The 17,833-nt window shown below is 62.4% G+C and carries 15 protein-coding genes; 5 read left to right on the top strand and 10 right to left on the bottom strand.

Annotation, left to right across the window (positions count from 1 at the left end):
- Positions 1-10: 10 nt before the first annotated feature.
- From NKI59_RS02275 to NKI59_RS02300, 6 genes are all read right to left on the bottom strand, one after another.
- Positions 11-2,038 (bottom strand): hydantoinase/oxoprolinase N-terminal domain-containing protein, encoded by a 2,028-nt coding sequence (locus NKI59_RS02275; RefSeq protein WP_352702080.1) that lies wholly within the window; start codon positions 2,036-2,038, stop codon positions 11-13.
- Positions 2,039-2,277: 239 nt separating this feature from the next.
- Entirely contained in the window at positions 2,278-2,901 is a 624-nt protein-coding gene (locus NKI59_RS02280; RefSeq protein ID WP_352702082.1) for a CDGSH iron-sulfur domain-containing protein, read from the bottom strand.
- A 427-nt stretch (positions 2,902-3,328) separates the two neighbouring features.
- Entirely contained in the window at positions 3,329-3,703 is a 375-nt protein-coding gene (locus tag NKI59_RS02285) for a hypothetical protein (RefSeq protein ID WP_352457282.1), read from the bottom strand.
- 284 nt (positions 3,704-3,987) lie between these two features.
- On the bottom strand, positions 3,988-4,239 hold the full coding sequence (locus tag NKI59_RS02290; RefSeq protein WP_352702084.1) for a hypothetical protein: 252 nt from the start codon (positions 4,237-4,239) through the stop codon (positions 3,988-3,990).
- Between the two features lie 83 nt (positions 4,240-4,322).
- Positions 4,323-4,814, bottom strand: a complete 492-nt coding sequence (locus NKI59_RS02295) for a YbjN domain-containing protein (RefSeq protein ID WP_352702086.1) — start codon at positions 4,812-4,814, stop codon at positions 4,323-4,325.
- The gene (locus NKI59_RS02300) at positions 4,804-5,673 is read right to left on the bottom strand and encodes a hypothetical protein (protein ID WP_352702087.1); all 870 of its coding nucleotides are present in this window, start codon (positions 5,671-5,673) and stop codon (positions 4,804-4,806) included. The genes NKI59_RS02295 and NKI59_RS02300 overlap by 11 nt, the downstream gene beginning before the upstream one ends.
- Before the next feature lie 63 nt (positions 5,674-5,736).
- Here NKI59_RS02300 and NKI59_RS02305 point away from each other — a divergent pair, with 63 nt between their 5' ends.
- Positions 5,737-7,383 carry a hypothetical protein gene (locus NKI59_RS02305; protein ID WP_352702089.1) on the top strand — a complete coding sequence of 549 codons (1,647 nt, stop codon included), beginning with the start codon at positions 5,737-5,739 and terminating at the stop codon, positions 7,381-7,383.
- A gap of 4 nt (positions 7,384-7,387) precedes the next feature.
- On the opposite strand, the gene lepA is transcribed toward NKI59_RS02305, so the two are convergent.
- Positions 7,388-9,193 (bottom strand): translation elongation factor 4, encoded by a 1,806-nt coding sequence (gene lepA / locus NKI59_RS02310; RefSeq protein WP_352702091.1) that lies wholly within the window; start codon positions 9,191-9,193, stop codon positions 7,388-7,390.
- A gap of 158 nt (positions 9,194-9,351) precedes the next feature.
- On the opposite strand from lepA, the gene NKI59_RS02315 reads away from it, so the two are divergent.
- The 4 genes from NKI59_RS02315 (at position 9,352) to msrA (ending at position 12,531) form a co-directional block, all read left to right on the top strand.
- Positions 9,352-10,413, top strand: coding sequence for a TadE/TadG family type IV pilus assembly protein (locus NKI59_RS02315; RefSeq protein WP_352702093.1), 1,062 nt, complete (start codon positions 9,352-9,354; stop codon positions 10,411-10,413).
- A gap of 219 nt (positions 10,414-10,632) precedes the next feature.
- Complete coding sequence (locus tag NKI59_RS02320; protein WP_502901016.1) at positions 10,633-11,349, top strand: DUF1223 domain-containing protein; 717 nt, start codon at positions 10,633-10,635, stop codon at positions 11,347-11,349.
- Between the two features lie 78 nt (positions 11,350-11,427).
- Positions 11,428-11,727 (top strand): hypothetical protein, encoded by a 300-nt coding sequence (locus NKI59_RS02325; RefSeq protein ID WP_502901017.1) that lies wholly within the window; start codon positions 11,428-11,430, stop codon positions 11,725-11,727.
- Between the two features lie 75 nt (positions 11,728-11,802).
- A complete protein-coding gene (msrA, locus tag NKI59_RS02330) occupies positions 11,803-12,531 on the top strand; it encodes a peptide-methionine (S)-S-oxide reductase MsrA (protein WP_352702094.1) in 729 nt (242 codons plus the stop codon).
- Positions 12,532-12,729: 198 nt separating this feature from the next.
- On the opposite strand, the gene NKI59_RS02335 is transcribed toward msrA, so the two are convergent.
- The 3 genes from NKI59_RS02335 to NKI59_RS02345 all read right to left on the bottom strand — a co-directional run bounded on the left by NKI59_RS02335 (position 12,730) and on the right by NKI59_RS02345 (position 17,742).
- A complete protein-coding gene (locus tag NKI59_RS02335; RefSeq protein WP_352702095.1) occupies positions 12,730-15,222 on the bottom strand; it encodes a mechanosensitive ion channel family protein in 2,493 nt (830 codons plus the stop codon).
- A gap of 145 nt (positions 15,223-15,367) precedes the next feature.
- Entirely contained in the window at positions 15,368-16,372 is a 1,005-nt protein-coding gene (locus NKI59_RS02340) for a cytochrome d ubiquinol oxidase subunit II (RefSeq protein ID WP_352702096.1), read from the bottom strand.
- Positions 16,369-17,742, bottom strand: a complete 1,374-nt coding sequence (locus tag NKI59_RS02345) for a cytochrome ubiquinol oxidase subunit I (RefSeq protein WP_352702098.1) — start codon at positions 17,740-17,742, stop codon at positions 16,369-16,371. Before NKI59_RS02345 ends, NKI59_RS02340 begins: the two co-directional genes overlap by 4 nt.
- Positions 17,743-17,833: the final 91 nt, after the last annotated feature.

The following is a 17,833-nucleotide window of genomic DNA, read 5'->3' on the forward strand; positions in this document are numbered from 1 at the left end:
GATTACGCGCTCACACCGCAATCCTTGGCCGTCCCGACGCCACCGCCACGACGTGCGCCTCGATGAACATGCGCTGGCCCTCTACGGTGGAGACGCGGTATTCGCTGGCGATTTCGATCTCGGCGCTGTCGGTGCCGGCGTCCTTCGCCCGCCCGGCGGCAATCGCCCGCACATCCTTCTCCGCCGCGGCGATTGCCGCCGCCTCGTCGTTGAAATCGCGCACGCTTTCGCCTGAGGCGACGCGGAATAGCCCTTCCTTGGGCTGGCTGACCCGCGCCTCGGCCGATACCCGGACCTGGCCGACGACGGCGCCGAGCGCGTTGGCGACATCGGTATCCTGCGGCACCACGCATCGATTGCCGACCAGCTCGGCCAGACCGGCATAATGCAGCGGCGCCGAGGCGCCGAGGCCGATCACCGGACGGTCGAGCGCGACGCTCAAGCGGGCGATGCCGGGATGCGCGTCGACGGCGCGCTGGACCAGGGCATGGGCGACGGTCGCAGCGCCATCCAGCCCGTCCTCGGCAAAGGCGGTTTCGAGGATGACTTCGGCCGACAGGCGGGTCAGCGCGGTCAGCACCCGTTCCGAGATCGCCTCCGGCGAGGCGGCGATGAACTGGCCGCGGCCGTCGCGCCTGCGCGCGAACAGCTCGGCACCCAGACGCGCCGCGGCCGCATCCCAATTGGCCTGCCTGCCCAGCACATGCGCCGCATCCGACGGCGTGAAGCCGGCGACATGCACCAGCCCGCGCGACACCAGCCGGTTCAAGGTGGCGTTCTGGGCGTTCGAGGTCAGCAATCTGTCTAGAGCCTGCGGCACAGCACCGATCAGCTCGTAAAGCTTGGCTTCGGCACCGGTCAGTCCGGCCGCCAGCCGCTCCGGCACGCCGGTGCGCACCGCCAGCCGGCCATCCATGCGGCCGGGGTTGGGCGCGCGCAGCTGGCGTTCGAGCTCTGATGTGACGGCCTCGCCATGCATCAAGCCGGCCAGCGCCAGCGGCACCAGGCGGCGCGGGCCGAGCAGGATCTTCGGGCTGAGCGCGCCGTCCTCCAGCGCCACTTCGGAATCGCCGCCGAGCCCAAAAGTGCGCATGGCGACGGCCTCGACCATGGTGCGGAAACCGCCGACGGTGGCGCCTTCCGGATCAAGCCGCGGCCGGCCCTTGTCGAGCACGGCGACATCGGTGGTGGTGCCGCCGATATCGGAGACCACGGCATCGTCGAGGCCGGTCATGTGGCGGGCACCGACGAGGCTGGCGGCCGGGCCGGACAGGATGGTCTCGATCGGCCGCTGGCGGGCAAAGGCAGCCGAGACCAGAGCGCCGTCGCCGCGCACCACCATCAGCGGGGCGGCAATGTTGCGCGCGGCCAAAAAGCCTTCCGTTGCCGCGACCAGCCGGTCGATCATCGAGATCAGCCTGGCGTTGAGCAATGTCGTCAGCGCCCGGCGCGGGCCGCCGAGCTTGGCCGACAGTTCGTGGCTGGCGGTGACCGGCAGGCCGGTCCTGTCGCGGATCAGGTTCCGCGCGCTTAGCTCATGCGCCGGGTTGCGGGTGGCGAAATAGGCGCAGACGGCAAAGCCGGACACCGACTTTTCCAGTTCCGGCAAAGCTGCCTCCAGCCCGGACAGATCGAGCTTTGCCGCATTGCCGTGGACATCGTGGCCGCCGGGGCAGAACACCACCGGGTCGGTGCCAAGCGCCGCCTTCAGCCCGTCGCGGGCAAGGTCGCCCTCGGCAAAGCCGATCATCACCAGCGCCACGCGGCCGCCCTGGCCCTCGACCAGCGCGTTGGTGGCTAGCGTTGTCGACATAGATACCAGTTTGATCGCTGCCGGGTCGGTGCCGGCCATTTCGAGCACCGCATCGACCGCGCCGGAGATGCCGACCGCCAGATCATGCCGCGTGGTCAGCGCCTTGGCCTTGGCCAGCACCTTGCCGCTTGGCCCGCCGGCTTCCGACCACAGCACCGCGTCGGTATAGGTGCCGCCGGTGTCGATGCCGAGGAACAGGGGTGAGGGTTTGGGCTTGGCGGTCATATTTGGGTCCGGAGAATTCGTCTCCGCCCCTTAGCGGATATGAACGGGCCGATAAAGGCACGAGCGCTGGGCCAAGGCAGCGTAATCTCCCCCCTCGAGGGGGAGATGGCCGGCAGGCCAGAGGGGGTCGTCTCGCGTGGAGCCCCGGCATTCTCTGGCCGCCGCGTTGGCGTCAGGACGTACCGACCCCCTCTGTCGCCTTCGGCGACATCTCCCCCACGAGGGGGGAGATCGCTAGGCTAGCCGACAAACCCCACGCGCTTGTGCGAGCCATCGCAGAACGGCTTGTTGGCGGAGTGGCCGCAGCGGCAGAGGAAGGTGCGTTGCGTGCGGTCGACCGTGTGGCCGGTGCCGGTGACGATTTCGACATTGCCTTCGAGCTTGAGCGGGCCGTTGGTCGTCGGTGTGACGGTCAGCGGGCCATTCCGCACCTCCAGCGCCGGCGTGTCCTTCAGCGCCGGCTCGCCGGTGGCGATGAAGCCAGCCTTGGCGTGGCTGCCATCGCAGAACGGCTTGTTTTCCGAGGCGCCGCAGCGGCAGAGCGTGGCGCGGTAAGACGTTTCGCCGCCCAACACGATCTCGGCATGGACGGCAAGCGGACCGTTTTCCCTTATGCGCACAATGTTGACCACCGGCGGCTGTTCCTGCGGCCCGCCATCCTTGCGGACATAGGTGATGGCGCCGGACGGGCAGGCTTCGGCGAGCGCCACGATCTTCTCGACGCTGGCCGCCTCGGGGTGGATCCACTGGCCGGGCGCGTTGGGCACGAAAACATGCGGATCGCCAAGCACGCAGTTGCGCGAATGGATGCAACGTTTTCCCGAAAAGCCGATGTCGATGTTCTCGCCTTCGACCACTGCCATGGGTGGGTCTCCTGTCGGACTACGCTATGGCGACAGTCAGGACGACGTCAAGGCAGCATTCTCCCCCTCGTGAGGGCCGACCTCGGGCGCGGCGGTAAGGGAATTCCCATTTTTTGTTCGCAGCACCACATTTTGTTCTTGCTTTGTGCCGGCAGCTATGCTATTAATTTGCGCATGGTGCCAATTGGCTCCAACGACCCGCCCGCCGAGGCGGGTTTTTTGTTTCAGCTTTGAAATTCCGTTGCCGGCCTGCACTCGCGGGACGGCCCTCTCCCCCCTCGAGGGGGAGATGGCCGCGCAGCGGCCAGAGGGGGTCGGCACGACCGGACTCGGCCTACTGCTGCAGAACAGGTTGGCGCTCTATGCGCGGCGACCCCCTCTGTCGCCTTTGGCGACATCTCCCCCTCAAGGGGGGAGATCCGCCACGTCACGGAACCAGATCGATTTCCTCGGTCTCGCCGCCACTGCAGGTGTAGCAGCAATCGTCGCACTTTTCCGTATTGCCGGGGCCGACGCCCCAATAGGTATTCTCGTCGCCATCGACCCAGGCGCCGTAGCAGATCGATTCGCCGTCACTGCAGGACAGCGGGATCGCCTTGGTCTCGCCGTCGTTGAGATAGTAATCCTGATTGTTGCCCGGCCAGACATGATCGCGGTCCTGGCTGTAGAGCTCGACGCGCATGGCGTTCGGATGGCTGTTCTTGATCTCGAAGGTGACATCGCCGGCATGCGCGACGGGCGCAAACAGCGTGACAATGAACAGCGACGCGGCGACGCGGCGCCCGAAAGCGTAGGACGACATGATGATTTCCCCCCGGAATGAAGCGGCCTGCCCGGCCGCGAGGGGGAACATGGCATGGCGGCGGGATGGGTGGAAGGGGGTGCGCCATTTGCACATCGCGAAAGGCGCAGCGTTGCCAAGGAAGACCCCTCTCCGGCCCCGACGCGGCCCCCACTCCCCCCGTGGGGGGGGCGGGCCCCAACTGATCCGCCGGGGCGGGGTGGCGGGGGGCGTGTCCTCGCCCCCACAAAGTGGGGGAGAGGTGGTTTGCGCAGCAAACCGGAGAGGGGGCGGTCCGACCGGGCTCAACGATCGGGCTTCAGCAGCGTCCAGATCCAGCCGATGAATGTGAGCACCAGGAAGGGATATCCGGCAGCGGGCAGCGGCGTCGAGGTCGGCAGCAAAGGCGCACCCCACAGGATCAGGCCCGCCGAGACGACAAACAGCACAGCCGCCACGACAGCGGTAAGCCGCATCCACAGCGCGAAGGTTTTCGGCGCGCTGACCATGACCAGCGCCGCCGCCCAAAGCGAGATACCGCCGACATAGGAGGGCACGCTGGCCTCAAGCCCGGGCCGCATTGCCGGCCAGCAGCAGGCTCTCGCCGGCGAGAAAGGTCAGAAATCCGGCCGCCACCCAGTCATTGCCCTGCCGCTGAGACGTCATCTTCGACAGAGCGGCCGCCAGCACTCTTGTCGGTCGAAGCAGCCATTTCGAATGAAGATGCTATCGTTTGCTTCAACTCGCTAATTGACCCCTCAACGAGAAGCATAATCGACTCCAGCCTCTGTGAAGCGTCCTCCGACAATGCGTCAAAAAAGAAATCCGATTCGATTATGATGTCGCGATCGTCGTCCAAGTACATCTTACAAAATCTCAAATTCCTATTATATCTATTTACATGCTCCAATTCAACGTTGGTCCCCTCTCTAACAACACTGCACCGAAATTGAACATTCCCAAACTTAGGAAACGAGGCATCCATCCGAGGGAATATTATTATGTTATATCCGCCGGCAGAGGATCGTATTATCTCTTCATCTAGGTCTAGTTTAGCCCTATATCCGACATCCTGCAGTAAGGATGCAACCAATGCACCGTATGTCTTCTCTTTTGGCTTGCTATCTGCCATAGCGTGCCCCAGCAAGAGCTGTAGCCTTAAAGTTAATTGCCACGCTCTTCTTCCTAGTTTCCGGCGCGTATCTATTTGCCTCCAGAACGCGCCCTATATTTTGAACAATAACTCCTGGACTCTCGGGGACACTTTTGGTCACTTCGTGATAAATTTCAGGTGCATTCTTAACCGAGTCCATATCGCTTTTGTTTTGCCCGCTATCTCTAACATTGTTAACTTCCGATACAGACGAATCACCATCATTGATTAGCGGGAAAATTACGCGTTGCGCATTTGAACCTGGTCTGCGCTTCTCTTCCTGAACGACTATTCGCCTTACGTCCGCGATGGTAAGGCTTGTTTTTGGCTTAATCGCAATTTGATTGATATTTAACCTGCCGACTTTCCGTGACCTAACTGATCCCTCGGCCCGCAAGGTTGACAATGCTCGAGTAACAGTTTCAGCTCGGAGGCCGGTTCTCTTTTGTATATCAGAGTTACTGATGCCATTAAGGTTGCTTGTAGATATCGCCTTAAATACCTTGTCCCTTACGGAGGGCTCAACACCTGTATCCGGCAACAGCGGTCGAAGTCGCTGGGCCAACCTCGCGGTTCCGACATCCGACGCTAGCATCCATGCGGTAGCATTTGGCCCGACGTTTAGATCAATGTCCCTGTCGAATATGAGCTTTGCACGTACGCGGCTCAATGCATTCTCTATTAGAGCGATATCGCGGCTCTTTCCCGATAGGAGAGCATCGAGCAGCAATACTTTCAACCGGTCGCGGCTGGTCGCCGCGGTAGCCCAATCCTCATTGTCCACAGCGTTGGTGAGGAGCTCGTGAAAGCGCTGAATCGAAGATTCATGGTCGTCCAATAGCTACACCCTGCCCCGTCTCTTTGCCGATCTAGTCGCGTTTCCATTTAGGATGAATATCAATTGACGTCAATTGACTCGAGAATTGCCGGGGAATCCTGCCTGCCGGAAAGCCCGTCTGACGTGCTCGCTGCCATCTCCGGTGCCCTATTCGCATTGGAATGCGATTACGATGTTCCCAACTCGGAGCTGGAGATCTGGCTGTCCAAAGCTTCTGAAACGCTGCTTACTGAGATTGGGATTAATGTCGGAGTAGACGAGTGGACGCTGGACTCCCATGAGGTTCTAAACATGGCTTTGGAGGGCATTGACTGGCCAATCTCTCCGCCCAGGAGATTCGATGAATTTCTCTCTTTCGTTCGCGCGCTGCAGATTCTTGATCGCTGGCACCTTCCATTGGTCCCATCAGATACCCACCGACCGATGCCCAAACGGAGAGGTCACGTTGTCGCTGAAGACAGATTTTCAGTCGACCGGGCGTTTGGGTCGACGGCAGAAGGCATTATGATACCGGCTTCCGCCTGGGGCCACCCTATCCACCACAGATCCGATTGGATTCTGCGGGATAGTGTTCTAACGGCCGATCCTCCTATGCCTCTGGCCGCCGAAGGCAGGCCCATGGTACTGCGCGAACTTTTGGCGGCCACAGCTTTCCTCCCATCGCGGCTACCGGTTCATGATCCGCGAGACATCTATTCACCGAAGAGGTATATAAAGCTAAGCTATTCGATAGACGCTCAACTGGACATCTTACCGATATCCATAAACGAAGACGCTGATGTCATCGGAATTGCTCCGCTTTTGGAGAGGGAAGACGATGTAGCGATAGAGTTGTCCCCAGAAAAAAATTCATATTCCATCAGGCCAACGTACTCTTTGGATCGACTTCGACGCATCTTGAAAGCCGCCCTAGATGGAGGCGTCTCCATATTGTTTTTTCCAGAATCTTCAATTGATTCGACTAACATTTCGTCTTTTCAAAAAGAAATACGAGAACAGTCGCGCTTGTATTTTAAATCCACTCAGTCTCTCCCGAGGCTGCGGTACATATTTGCAGGGTTTTCAAATTGCTTGTCGCCAGCGAGAGAAAAAGTTGGAGAAAACTTTGTGTCAATATTCGACGCGACGGGGCGAGAGATCATAAAACAGTCAAAGCTGTTTCCGTGGAACTTGGACTCCTTGCAGATAAACCGGTTTGGCTTAGACGTTGACCTTGGGATAGCCGCGGACGTCCTGTATGAAAATATAGACATTGGCGACGAGCTTATTGTATGCGATCTTGCGTACGGAGGTAGAGTAATAAATCTAATCTGCGCAGACGTAAACGAAAATGCACCGGGAGATTGGCTGTTCGCCCATGCTCGCGCCGACTGGATAAACGCTCCTATATTCGACAAGTCCACTTGCTGGACCTTTGATTCAAGAGGTATCTTGAGCTCGTGGATTACTCGGCGCGCGCAGAGGGCGGCCTTGCTATCAAACACAAGAGTGGTGGTGACGAACAGCCTCGCGCTTACCGCGCGCCTAAATAGATGCAACGTTCGGCGCGGCGATTCGAGGATTTATTCTCGATGCGGGATCGGACTGCTCTTGGACTCGACTGGAGAGACGCCCGTTGCGAAGCAAGTGCTGGTGCCAATGGATCAGCCTACGCCTGTTCTGGCTACCGAAACCTGGGGCGATGGATGGATCGACCTGAGGACGGCATGACAGTTCAATCGCCCATCTTCAGCGCCTGGATAAACGCCTCCTGCGGGATGTCCACCTTGCCGAACTGCCGCATCCGCTTCTTGCCCTCTTTCTGCTTGTCGAGCAGCTTGCGTTTGCGTGAGACGTCGCCGCCGTAGCATTTGGCGGTGACGTCCTTGCGCAGCGCCGAGATAGTCTCGCGGGCGATGACCTTGCCGCCGATCGCCGCCTGGATCGGGATCTTGAACAGATGATGCGGGATCAGCTCCTTCAGCTTCTCGCACATCTGGCGGCCGCGCTTTTCCGCCGCCGTGCGGTGGACAAGCATCGACAGCGCATCGACCGGCTCCTCATTGACCAGGATCGACATTTTCACCAGGTCGCCTTCCTTGTAGTCGGTCAAATGATAGTCGAAGGAGGCGTAGCCCTTGGAGATCGACTTCAGCCGGTCGTAGAAGTCGAAGACCACCTCGTTGAGCGGCAGATCGTAGATCAGCATGGCGCGTTTGCCGACATAGGAGAGGTCGGCCTGAATGCCGCGCCGGTCCTGGCAGAGCTTCAGGATGCCGCCGAGATAGTCGTCGGGGGTGAGGATGGTGGCGCGGATCCACGGCTCCTCGATGGCCGAAATCTTGACCACGTCGGGCATGTCGGCCGGGTTGTGCAGTTCCTTGACAGAGCCGTCGTTCAACAGCAGGCGGTAGACGACGCTAGGCGCGGTGGCGATGAGGTCGAGATTGAACTCGCGCTCCAGCCGCTCCTGGATGATTTCAAGATGCAGCAGGCCAAGGAAGCCGCAGCGATAGCCGAAGCCGAGTGCGGCGCTGGTTTCCATTTCAAAGGAGAAGGAGGCGTCGTTGAGGCGCAGCTTGCCGACGGCGGCGCGCAGATCCTCGAAATCGGCGGCGTCGACCGGGAACAGGCCGCAGAACACCACCGGCTGCGCCGGCTTGAAGCCGGGCAGGGCACTTGCAGTCGGCCGCTTGTCCTCGGTGATGGTGTCGCCGACGCGGGTGTCGGCAACCTCCTTGATCGAGCCGGTGAAGAAACCGAACTCGCCGGGGCCGAGTTCGTCGACATTGATGCGGGCGGGCGTAAAGACGCCGGTGCGCTCGACCAGGTACCTGGCGCCGGTGCCCATCATGCGGATGGTCTGGCCCTTCTTCAGTACGCCGTCGATGATGCGGACCAGCACGATGACGCCGAGATAGGCATCGTACCAGGAGTCGACCAGCATCGCCTTCAGCGGGGCCGCGATGTCGCCCTCGCGCGGCGGCGGCAGATCGTTGACGATCGCTTCCAGCACGTCGGGAATGCCGAGCCCGGTCTTGGCCGAGATCAGTACGGCGTTGGAGGCGTCGATGCCGATCACCTCCTCGACCTGTTCGCGGATGCGCTCGGGCTCGGCGGCGGGCAGGTCGACCTTGTTCAGCACCACGACGATCTCGTGGTTGTTGTCGATCGCCTGGTAGACATTGGCCAGCGTCTGCGCCTCGACGCCTTGCGAGGCGTCGACGACCAGCAGCGAACCTTCGCAGGCGGCGAGCGAGCGCGACACTTCATAGGCGAAGTCGACATGGCCGGGCGTGTCGATCAGGTTGAGGATATAGTCCTGTCCATTGTTGGCGCGGTATTTCAGCCGCACCGTCTGCGCCTTGATGGTGATGCCGCGCTCGCGCTCGATGTCCATCGAGTCCAGCACCTGCTCCTTCATGTCGCGCAGCTCCAGCCCGCCGGTCGACTGGATCAGCCGGTCGGCAAGCGTGGATTTGCCATGGTCGATATGGGCAACGATGGAGAAGTTGCGGATGTTTTTGATCGGCGTGGTCATGCGGCGCGCTTTAGCAGGGGCACGCTACATCGGCAAGCGGCGGGGCGCGGGTGCGGCGGCGGGGCGGCAAAGTCGTTAAACTTTGATCCATGAGATTAGAGCATAGTTCGCGCCCGGCGTGATAGCCCACTGGCCATCGCCGTTTCGGGGGGATCGGAATGCCGTTGTCAGCACGCAAATTTCTCAAATCGGTGAGCGGCTCGTTCGCGCCATTGCTCGCCATCTTGCTTATCCCGATGGTTGCCGCATTGGGTTTTTCCATCGACTATACCTCTGCGGTTTCAACCAGGGCATCGATGCAGAACGCCCTCGATGCAGCGTCGCTGTCGATCACGACGCTTGCGACGGACACCTCACTGGCGGACCGCCAGGTAAAACTGCAGGAGGCATACCTGGCCAATGGCGGGCAAGGCACGTCCAAGCTCGACAGCTTCGTCGTCGCCACCGACGGCGCCGCCAGCATCAAAGCTTCGGCCGGCTTTGCCATGCCGACGAATTTCATGCAGATCGCCAGGATCAACACGGTGCAGGTCGGCGTCGCGTCGGCGGTGACAAAGCGGCCGGCATTAGTGCAAGCCACGTTCAAGGTGACCAAGATCTCGGGCTGGTGGGGCAAGACAATGACGCTCTACGGCACCAAATTCGGGGACACGGTGGCCAACAAGCTGATGAAGATCACCTACACATACAACGGTTATGGCGATCCGAAAGGCTATGGCACGGCGACCGTCTCCACCATCAACGGAGCGACGATCACTATGGTCCAGCAGCAAGTGTGTACGACCACCACGGTGACCAGCTTCTATGGGTTGCCCACCACCACGATCACCCAGACGAGCGGTACCAGGAAATACGCTACGACCTGCGTCAACACCATGTATCCCGCGACCGGTGCCGGCGCGGTGATCGACGTCAGCCAGATGGACCAACTCTATCTGCAGATGGATGTCCCGTCAGGCAATCCAACCGTGCTCAAATCGAACGATCCGGCGACATCGAACCGCCTCTACGCGGACGGCGTCGAGATCGCCAGTGGCCAAACGGTCGATATCTTCACGCTGGTGCCGTGCGGCCAGACCAGCACACAAGCGTGGGAAGACGGGGGATCGTCGGTGCCGACATCTCCGACCATCACCGATTCCAACGCGGACTTTTTCTACACAGTAACTGGCAAGTGCGCCTTCAATCAGCGGGCATCGGAAACGCTGTTGACACAATAGGCCGCCGCTGAGTGCGAGGGCATATCGGCCCGCTTAGGCTGCCCGTCCATCACATCGCCGCCCCGGTCACACCGGGTGGCGTGTTGGTTGCGAGCGACCGTCTTCCCTTCGCCCCCTGTGGGAGAAGGGAGAGCTGCGAACGATCACGAAGCGGTGATGCTGTAACGAACCGTGTGTCGGCGGCGAAGTGTGGACATGGAACCGCACAGGAGAACAGCGATGCCCGGATCGACAGCGAAACGCAGCACAGCCCTGATGGGGCTCGCCGCGGCACTGTTTTCCGCGACTGTGCTGTCGGCAACCAGCGCGGCCGCCAGCCAGACGCTGACCGTCGTAGAGCTGTTCACCAGCCAGGGCTGCTCGTCCTGTCCGCCGGCCAACGCCAATCTGATCAAGGTCAAGGACCGGCCCGGCGTGCTGGCGCTGTCCTTCAACGTCACCTACTGGGACTATCTCGGCTGGAAGGACACATTCGGCAAAGAAGAATTCACGCAGCGCCAGGTCCGCTATGAACCGTCGCTCGGCCGTTCCGGCCCGTTCACGCCGCAAGTGGTGGTCAACGGCAGGGCCGATGCCGTCGGCGCCAGGCCGGGCGAGATCGAGCAGCTGATTTCGAGCGGCGGCCACGGTGACGGACCTTCGTTGTCGCTCGCCGGCGGGAAGGTCAGCATCGGCGCCGGTCCGGTGCCCGGCGGCAAGGCGGACGTCTGGCTGGTGCGTTATGGCAAGGGCGTCATCGAGGTGCCGGTGGCACGCGGCGAAAACACCGGCCGCACGCTGCCGCACGCCAATGTCGTGCGTTCGCTGACCAGGCTGGGCAGTTGGACCGGCGACGCCACCGCACTGCCGCTGCCGGCGGCGACGGGCGGCCTCAGCACGGCGGTGCTGGTGCAGGTGCCAGGCGGCGGGCCGATCCTTGCTGCCGCTACGAATTAGAAACCCTCCCGAAATTCCCCCAACGCGCAGCGGCGCCGCCGCATGCCGTCAACCCCTGCCAAACCCAAGGAGATCATCATGCTCAATCGTTTGACCAATCGCCCGACCCTGGCGGCACTCGCCTTCGCACTTGGCTCGACGGCGCTGTTCGCAGGAGGCGCGGCGCGGGCCGAAGATGCGATGAAGCCGGCGATGGAAACAAACGCCATGAAGCCGGCAACGGACGCCATGAAGCCGGCCGGCGCCATGGCCACGACTGCGATGAAGGCGACAGATCCTATGAAGGCCGACTGCATGAACAAGGCAGCCGCCGAGACGGACGCCATGAAGAAAGCCGAAGCGACCAAGGCCTGCGATGCCATGGCTCCGGCCAAATAGGCGATGCGCACAGCAATGTGAGAGCCCGGCGGACCTATCCGTCGTATAATCCACCACCATCATGGGAGATCAGACATGACCGGAGTCGTGAAACGATCGTCGATTTTCGCAAAAGCAGCGCTTGCCGCGCTCATCCTCACGGCCGCCGCGGCCGTGTTCTGGCAGACGCCGGCAGTTTCGGCCGAAGACGCGGTGGTGATCCCGCCGCCGGCAATGGACGAGAAGGCCACCGCCGGCACCGAAAAGGCGGTCTTTGCCGGCGGCTGCTTCTGGGGTGTGCAAGGCGTGTTCCAGCACGTCAAGGGCGTCACCAGCGCCGTTTCCGGCTATGCCGGCGGCGACAAGGACACGGCCGTCTATGAAATGGTCGGCACCAGCCGGACGGGCCATGCCGAATCCGTCGAGATCACCTACGAGCCGTCCGAGGTGACCTACGGCCAGCTGCTGCAGGTGTATTTCTCGGTGGCGCACAACCCGACGCAACTGAACTACCAGGGCCCGGACAGCGGCACCCAGTACCGTTCGACGATCTTTGCCGAAAACGACGCACAGAAAAAGATCGCCGAAAGCTACATCGCCCAGCTCGACAAGGCCAAGGTGTTTCCCAAGCCGATCGTGACGACGCTGGAGACCGGCAAGACCTTCTATCCGGCCGAGGACTACCACCAGGACTTTCTGACGCTCAACCCGACCTATCCCTATATCGTCTACAACGATTTGCCCAAGGTCGAGAACCTGAAGCGGCTGTTCCCCAATCTTTACAGCGAAAAGCCGGTGCTGGTGCTGGCCGCCAACAAGAGCTGAGCTTTTGCGGCGGGGCCTGCTGATCTCCCCTTGAGGGGGAGATGGCCGGCAGGCCAGAGGGGGTCGGTTCGGTTGGCGCGACGCGGTCCGGCATATCGAGGAAGACGAAGTTGGCACTCCACGCGGGGCGACCCCCTCTGTCGCTTTCAGCGACATCTCCCCCTCAAGGGGGGAGATCAGCAGTTTCCGCGCTTCGCACTACTCCCCCTTTTTCCACGGCAGGCTCCAGCGCACCTTCTCCAGCGTCGCCTTTGCCTCGGCCGAGTCCGGGTCGGGCTCTGTCTCGCGATAATGCGCCGAGCCCTCAGGCGGGTAGGCAAGCGTGTTGTTGAACGCGAATTTGTCGATCTGGCTGAAGTCGGGGAAAGGCAGATTCTGCGCCTCGCGCCAATCGCTGACCCTTTTCTCCGCGGCGATGCGTTTTTCGTCGTCGACCGGAAGGTCGGTGGCTCTGTATTCCAGTGACGAAGGGAAGGCGAACTGCGCGCCGGCATCATCCATGATGTTGATCATGGACAGCAGGATGTCCTCGCGGATGGCTTGGAACTCGGCCACGTCGGCGGTTTTGACGTAGGTGAACACGTCGATGTCGAGCGAATAGGCGCCGAAGCCGGCAAAGCGCACGCGGCACGGCTCATCGATGACGCGAGGATGGGCAATCAGCAGCTTGCGCAGCTCGGCCAGGACGTAACGTAGCTGATCGGGCGTCGTTTCGTAGCGCAGCTGCAGCGTCGTCGCGAACCGGGTGCGGTCGCGATGCGCGTAGTTCTCGATCTGCATGCCGGCGAAATCCGAGTTTGGCACCGAGATGATCGTGCGGTCGAGCGACCGGATGCGGGTGGAGCGCATGCCGATATGCTCGATCGTCCCGGACTGGTCGCCAAACTTGCAGAAGTCGCCGACGCTGACCGGCCGATCGGCATAGAGCGTCAGGCCGGAGAGGAAGTTCTGCAGCGTCGGCTGTGCGGCCAGCGCCACCGCCAAACCGCCGATGCCGAGACCGGCAATGACGCCTTCGTAGGGGATGGCGAGCACTTCGGCCAGCAGCAGGAAGGCGATGACCAGCACGGCGACGCGCGCCACGCCGGTGGACAGCGAAATCAGCGTGTCGTGATAGCCGGGCACCTGCCACAGTCCACGGTAATGGTCGGCGACCTTGCCGATCAGGTGCCAGATCACCGGCACGGCGCCAATCACGACCAGGCTCCAGGCGATTGCCTTGACCGGGGCGGCGACCACTTGCGGCAGACCGAGCGGGCGCAGCGTCAACAGCAGGAAGAAGCCAAGCACGATCGAGCGCACCGCCCATTCGACAATGCGGAAGAAGGCCGGGCTGTCCGTCCTTCGCACAAACAAGGAAATCAGCGCATTGGCGATGAAGCCGAAGACGATGCCGGCCAGCGCGGCAAGGCCGAGCATCGACCATTGCCAGCGCTCCATCGGGCCGGCGCGGGTGAGCAGGCCGGGGCTGATCTCGCGGGCGAGGCCACGGGCGATGAAGAACGGGTCGGTGCTGGCGAAGGCGGCGAATTCCGGCGCCACCGGCACGTCTTCGACATCGGCGTAGAGCGCGCGGATGTGGGCGAGCGTGTCGGGCGTGAACTGCCAGATCTTGCCCTTCTCAGTCTCGACCGGGCCGATGACGATGTTGCCGGCGGGATGCTCGAAATAGACGAAGGGGGTGTTGCTCTTCGGATCGTCGGGGATCTCCTGCCAATAGACGTAGCCGATGCGGTCGATGACCTTTTTGAGATAGCGCTCGAGCAGGAACGCCTCGTCGCCACGCACCGCCTGACTGTAGTTGCGCAGGTCGAGCGCCGCCTGGGCCGGGTCGCCGGCTTCGGTGAGGCCGCTCAACAGTACCTTGAACGTGTCGCGCGGCGAGGCGAGCCTGCTCGGATCGTCGACCATGTCGACGGCTTCGCCACGCGCTTCCTGGAATTCGGCGAGCTTTGCCTGGAGCTGGCCAAGTGGCGGCCCGACGATGAACCAGTCGCCATTCTTGCGGCGAAAAGTGACGGCGAAGGAGACCCTGGTGCCGTATTGCGGCAGCGTCGCCGTCACCTCGTCTCCGGAAATCGCATCATGCGGCAGGCTCCACAGACGGAACGTCGCGTTGTCGATGACGGTGAACAGAAGCTTGGTGTAATCGGGCATGTTGAGGCCGCCGCGGTCGGCCTCGGTGACGTCGACGAGACCGGCTGCCAGACCGGCAAGACCCATGCCGCCGCCGGTGGCGCGCGGCACGTTGTCGGCGCCGCTCTCGTTCATCGTCTGCAGGAACGAGCGCATGGTGCTCATCGGGCTCGACTGGTCGACACGGACATCCTCGACGGCGCTGACGCGCACGCCTGTCCACCATTCGGCGGTGGCGGCATCGAAGCGGCCCATGAAGCTGCCGCCGTCAGGCGATTGGACGAAGGTGAAGGCGCCCTGGCGGTCGCCTTCGAACCAGTGGCCGACAAGCTTGTCGCCTTCGGCCTTGGCCTCGATACGGCCGTTATAAAGCGGGTACACGCCCTTTACGTCAGTGCCCGTCTGCTCGAACTTGATCTGGGCGCCGCCGCCGCGCCACTTCGTGTCCCACACGCCCGTCCAGTTGGCCGCGTCCTGGGCATGCGCCTGCGGCATGGACGGCAGCAGGCCGACAAGCCCGAGTGCGCCGATCAGCGCGACCGTCCGGATCAGCAAAAGCAGCAGCCGATCCTGTCCTGCCGCAGAAAAGGGGTTTCATTCCGTTGCCCTTCTTCTTGCCGGCGATTCTGCTGGGCCGGCCAGAGAAGGTTATTCCGCTTGAAGATGAATATTCTGTTTCAGGCTGCGACGGCGATGCCGGTCAGTCATAGGTCAGATCCGTCGCCTTGCCGGCGAACACCCGGTAGGCAAAGAACGAATAGAAGATGATGATCGGCAGCACGACGACCGTCCCGACCAGGATGACGGCCAGGCTTTCGGGTGCCGAAGCAGCCTGCCAGATTGTCAGCCGGTCGGGCACCACGAAGGGGTAGAACGACCAGGCGAGGCCGGCAAAGCCGAGCGTGAAGATCGCGGCCAATGTCAGGAACGGGAGCAGCGCGTGGCGGTCGTCGGGCTTCGGCAGATGGAAGGTCTGGCGCCACAGCCACAGGAACAGCACTGCTGACAGGGTCGGCAGCGGCGACAAATAGAGCATGGCCGGCCAGACGAACCATTTGTCGAAGATGCGCGCGCTGGCAAAGGGCGTGGCCAGCGATACCGCGACCATGCCGAGCGCGGTCAGCACCAACGCCGTGCGCAGCCACAGCACCGCCTTCTTCTGCAGATCGCCTTCGGTCTTGTAGATGACCCAGGCCGCGCCCATCGCCGCGTAGGCCGCGGCAAGGCAGAGCGCCACCAGCGCCCCGAAAGCGACGCCGCCAGGGCCGACGTCGAGGCCGAGCACATAGACGCCGAGCATATAACCTTGCGCCAGCGAAGCGATGACCGAGCCGAGGAAGAAGATGCGGTTCCAGCGGTGCTTCCTGCCGGCCGGCACCTTGGCGCGGAAATCGAAGGCGACGCCGCGCAGGATCAAGCCGACCAGCAGCACGAAGACCGGAATGTAGAGCGCCGTCAGGATGGTGCCGTGCGCCAATGGGAAGGCGACCAGCAGCAAGCCGACCGCCAGCACCAGCCAGGTCTCGTTGGCGTCCCAGAACGGGCCGATGGCGGCGATCATCGTATCCTGCTCGGTGTCTTCGGCCGCGGCGAACAGGATGCCGATGCCGAGATCGAAGCCGTCGAGGATGACGTAGATCAGGATAGCGAGGCCCATCAGGCCGGCGAAGATCAGAGGCAGCAGGGTCGGCCAGTCGACGCTCATGATGTTTCTCCTGGTTGCGCAACCGGCTGCGACAGCGGCCTGTTCATGACGCCCGGCAGCGGCGAGGTGTCACCATCCTTCGCCGCCTTCAATGCCAGATGCACCAACACGCCGAGATAGGCGATCAAGAGCAGCACATAGAGGATGAGATAGACCGCGAGCGACAGCGCGACATGGCTGCCGGCGACCGGCCCGACAGCATCGGCGGTACGCAGCACGCCGGTGACCAGCCAGGGCTGGCGGCCGATCTCGGTGGTGTACCAGCCGGCCAGCGTCGCCAGCCAGCCGGACAGCGCCATCGGCACCATAACAAGCGCCAGTGGCTTGGGCAGGCCGTGGCGGCGCTTGAGGAAGAAGGCCGCCGACCAGGAGACGGCGAGCATCAGGAGGCCGGTGCCGACCATGATGCGAAAGCCCCAGAACACCGGAAATACCGGGGGATGGTTGCCGGCATAATCGTTCAGCCCCGGTACGATGCCGCCGGCGCTGTGCCTGAGGATGAGGCTGGCGCCATCGGGAATGGTGAGCTCGAACCTGTTCTCCTTGGCCGCTTCATCGGGAAGCGCAAACAGCACCAGCGGCACGTTGGGACCGGTGTTCCAGTTGGCCTCCATCGCGGCGATCTTCTGCGGCTGGTGTTCCAGCGTGTTGAGGCCGTGCTGGTCGCCGGCAAAGATCTGGATGGGGATCAGGATCGCGGCGGTGAAGACGCCGGTGCGCAGCGCCTTCCACATCGATTCCGAGCGATCGCCGTAGAGATAGCGCAGCGCCGACAGGCCGGCGACCAGGAACGAGACGGTCAGGCCCGAAGCAAGCAGCATATGGACGAGCCGGTAGGGCATGGACGGATTGAAGACAATGGCCCACCAGTCGGTGGCGTGCGCAACACCATCGCGCATCTCGAAACCGGCCGGCGTCTGCATCCACGAATTGAGTGCGATGATCCAGAAGGCGGACAAGGTGGTGCCGCCGGCCACCAGCACCGTCGCCAGCGTGTGGACGCGGTTCGAGACACGGCGGAAGCCGAACAGCATGATGCCGAGGAACGCCGCCTCGAGGAAGAAGGCGGTCAAGATTTCGTAGGCCAGCAGCGGGCCGGCAATGTTGCCGACCGTCTCCATATAGCCCGGCCAGTTGGTGCCGAACTGAAAACTCATGGTGACGCCGGAAACCACGCCCATGGCGAAGGACAGCGCGAATACCTTAACCCAGGTGAAATAAGCGCGCATCCAGGCGGAATCGTTTGTCGCGTTGTAGCGGAGCTTGAAGAACAGCAGCACCCAGCCGAGCGCGATGGTGATCGCCGGGAACAGGATGTGGAACGAGATGTTCGCGCCGAACTGTATGCGCGACAGGATGAGCGGGTCCATGGCGGCTCCGGCTGCTGCTTGTTCGTAGAAGGATAGGCTGGATGCGCCGGACGGTCAAAGCGGCGTCCCGCCGCGAGGCGGAACGCCGCAG

It is taken from the genome of Mesorhizobium sp. M0598 (assembly GCF_040320865.1).
GTDB lineage: Bacteria > Pseudomonadota > Alphaproteobacteria > Rhizobiales > Rhizobiaceae > Mesorhizobium.

Coding starts and splice junctions, on each gene's coding strand:
- NKI59_RS02320 (WP_502901016.1), top strand. CDS start 10,633: ATGCCCGGATCGACAGCGAAACGCAGCACAGCCCTGATGGGGCTCGCC.
- NKI59_RS02285 (WP_352457282.1), bottom strand. CDS start 3,703: ATGTCGTCCTACGCTTTCGGGCGCCGCGTCGCCGCGTCGCTGTTCATT.
- NKI59_RS02295 (WP_352702086.1), bottom strand. CDS start 4,814: ATGGCAGATAGCAAGCCAAAAGAGAAGACATACGGTGCATTGGTTGCA.
- NKI59_RS02315 (WP_352702093.1), top strand. CDS start 9,352: ATGCCGTTGTCAGCACGCAAATTTCTCAAATCGGTGAGCGGCTCGTTC.
- NKI59_RS02340 (WP_352702096.1), bottom strand. CDS start 16,372: ATGAGCGTCGACTGGCCGACCCTGCTGCCTCTGATCTTCGCCGGCCTG.
- lepA (WP_352702091.1), bottom strand. CDS start 9,193: ATGACCACGCCGATCAAAAACATCCGCAACTTCTCCATCGTTGCCCAT.
- NKI59_RS02275 (WP_352702080.1), bottom strand. CDS start 2,038: ATGACCGCCAAGCCCAAACCCTCACCCCTGTTCCTCGGCATCGACACC.
- msrA (WP_352702094.1), top strand. CDS start 11,803: ATGACCGGAGTCGTGAAACGATCGTCGATTTTCGCAAAAGCAGCGCTT.
- NKI59_RS02345 (WP_352702098.1), bottom strand. CDS start 17,742: ATGGACCCGCTCATCCTGTCGCGCATACAGTTCGGCGCGAACATCTCG.
- NKI59_RS02325 (WP_502901017.1), top strand. CDS start 11,428: ATGCTCAATCGTTTGACCAATCGCCCGACCCTGGCGGCACTCGCCTTC.
- NKI59_RS02280 (WP_352702082.1), bottom strand. CDS start 2,901: ATGGCAGTGGTCGAAGGCGAGAACATCGACATCGGCTTTTCGGGAAAA.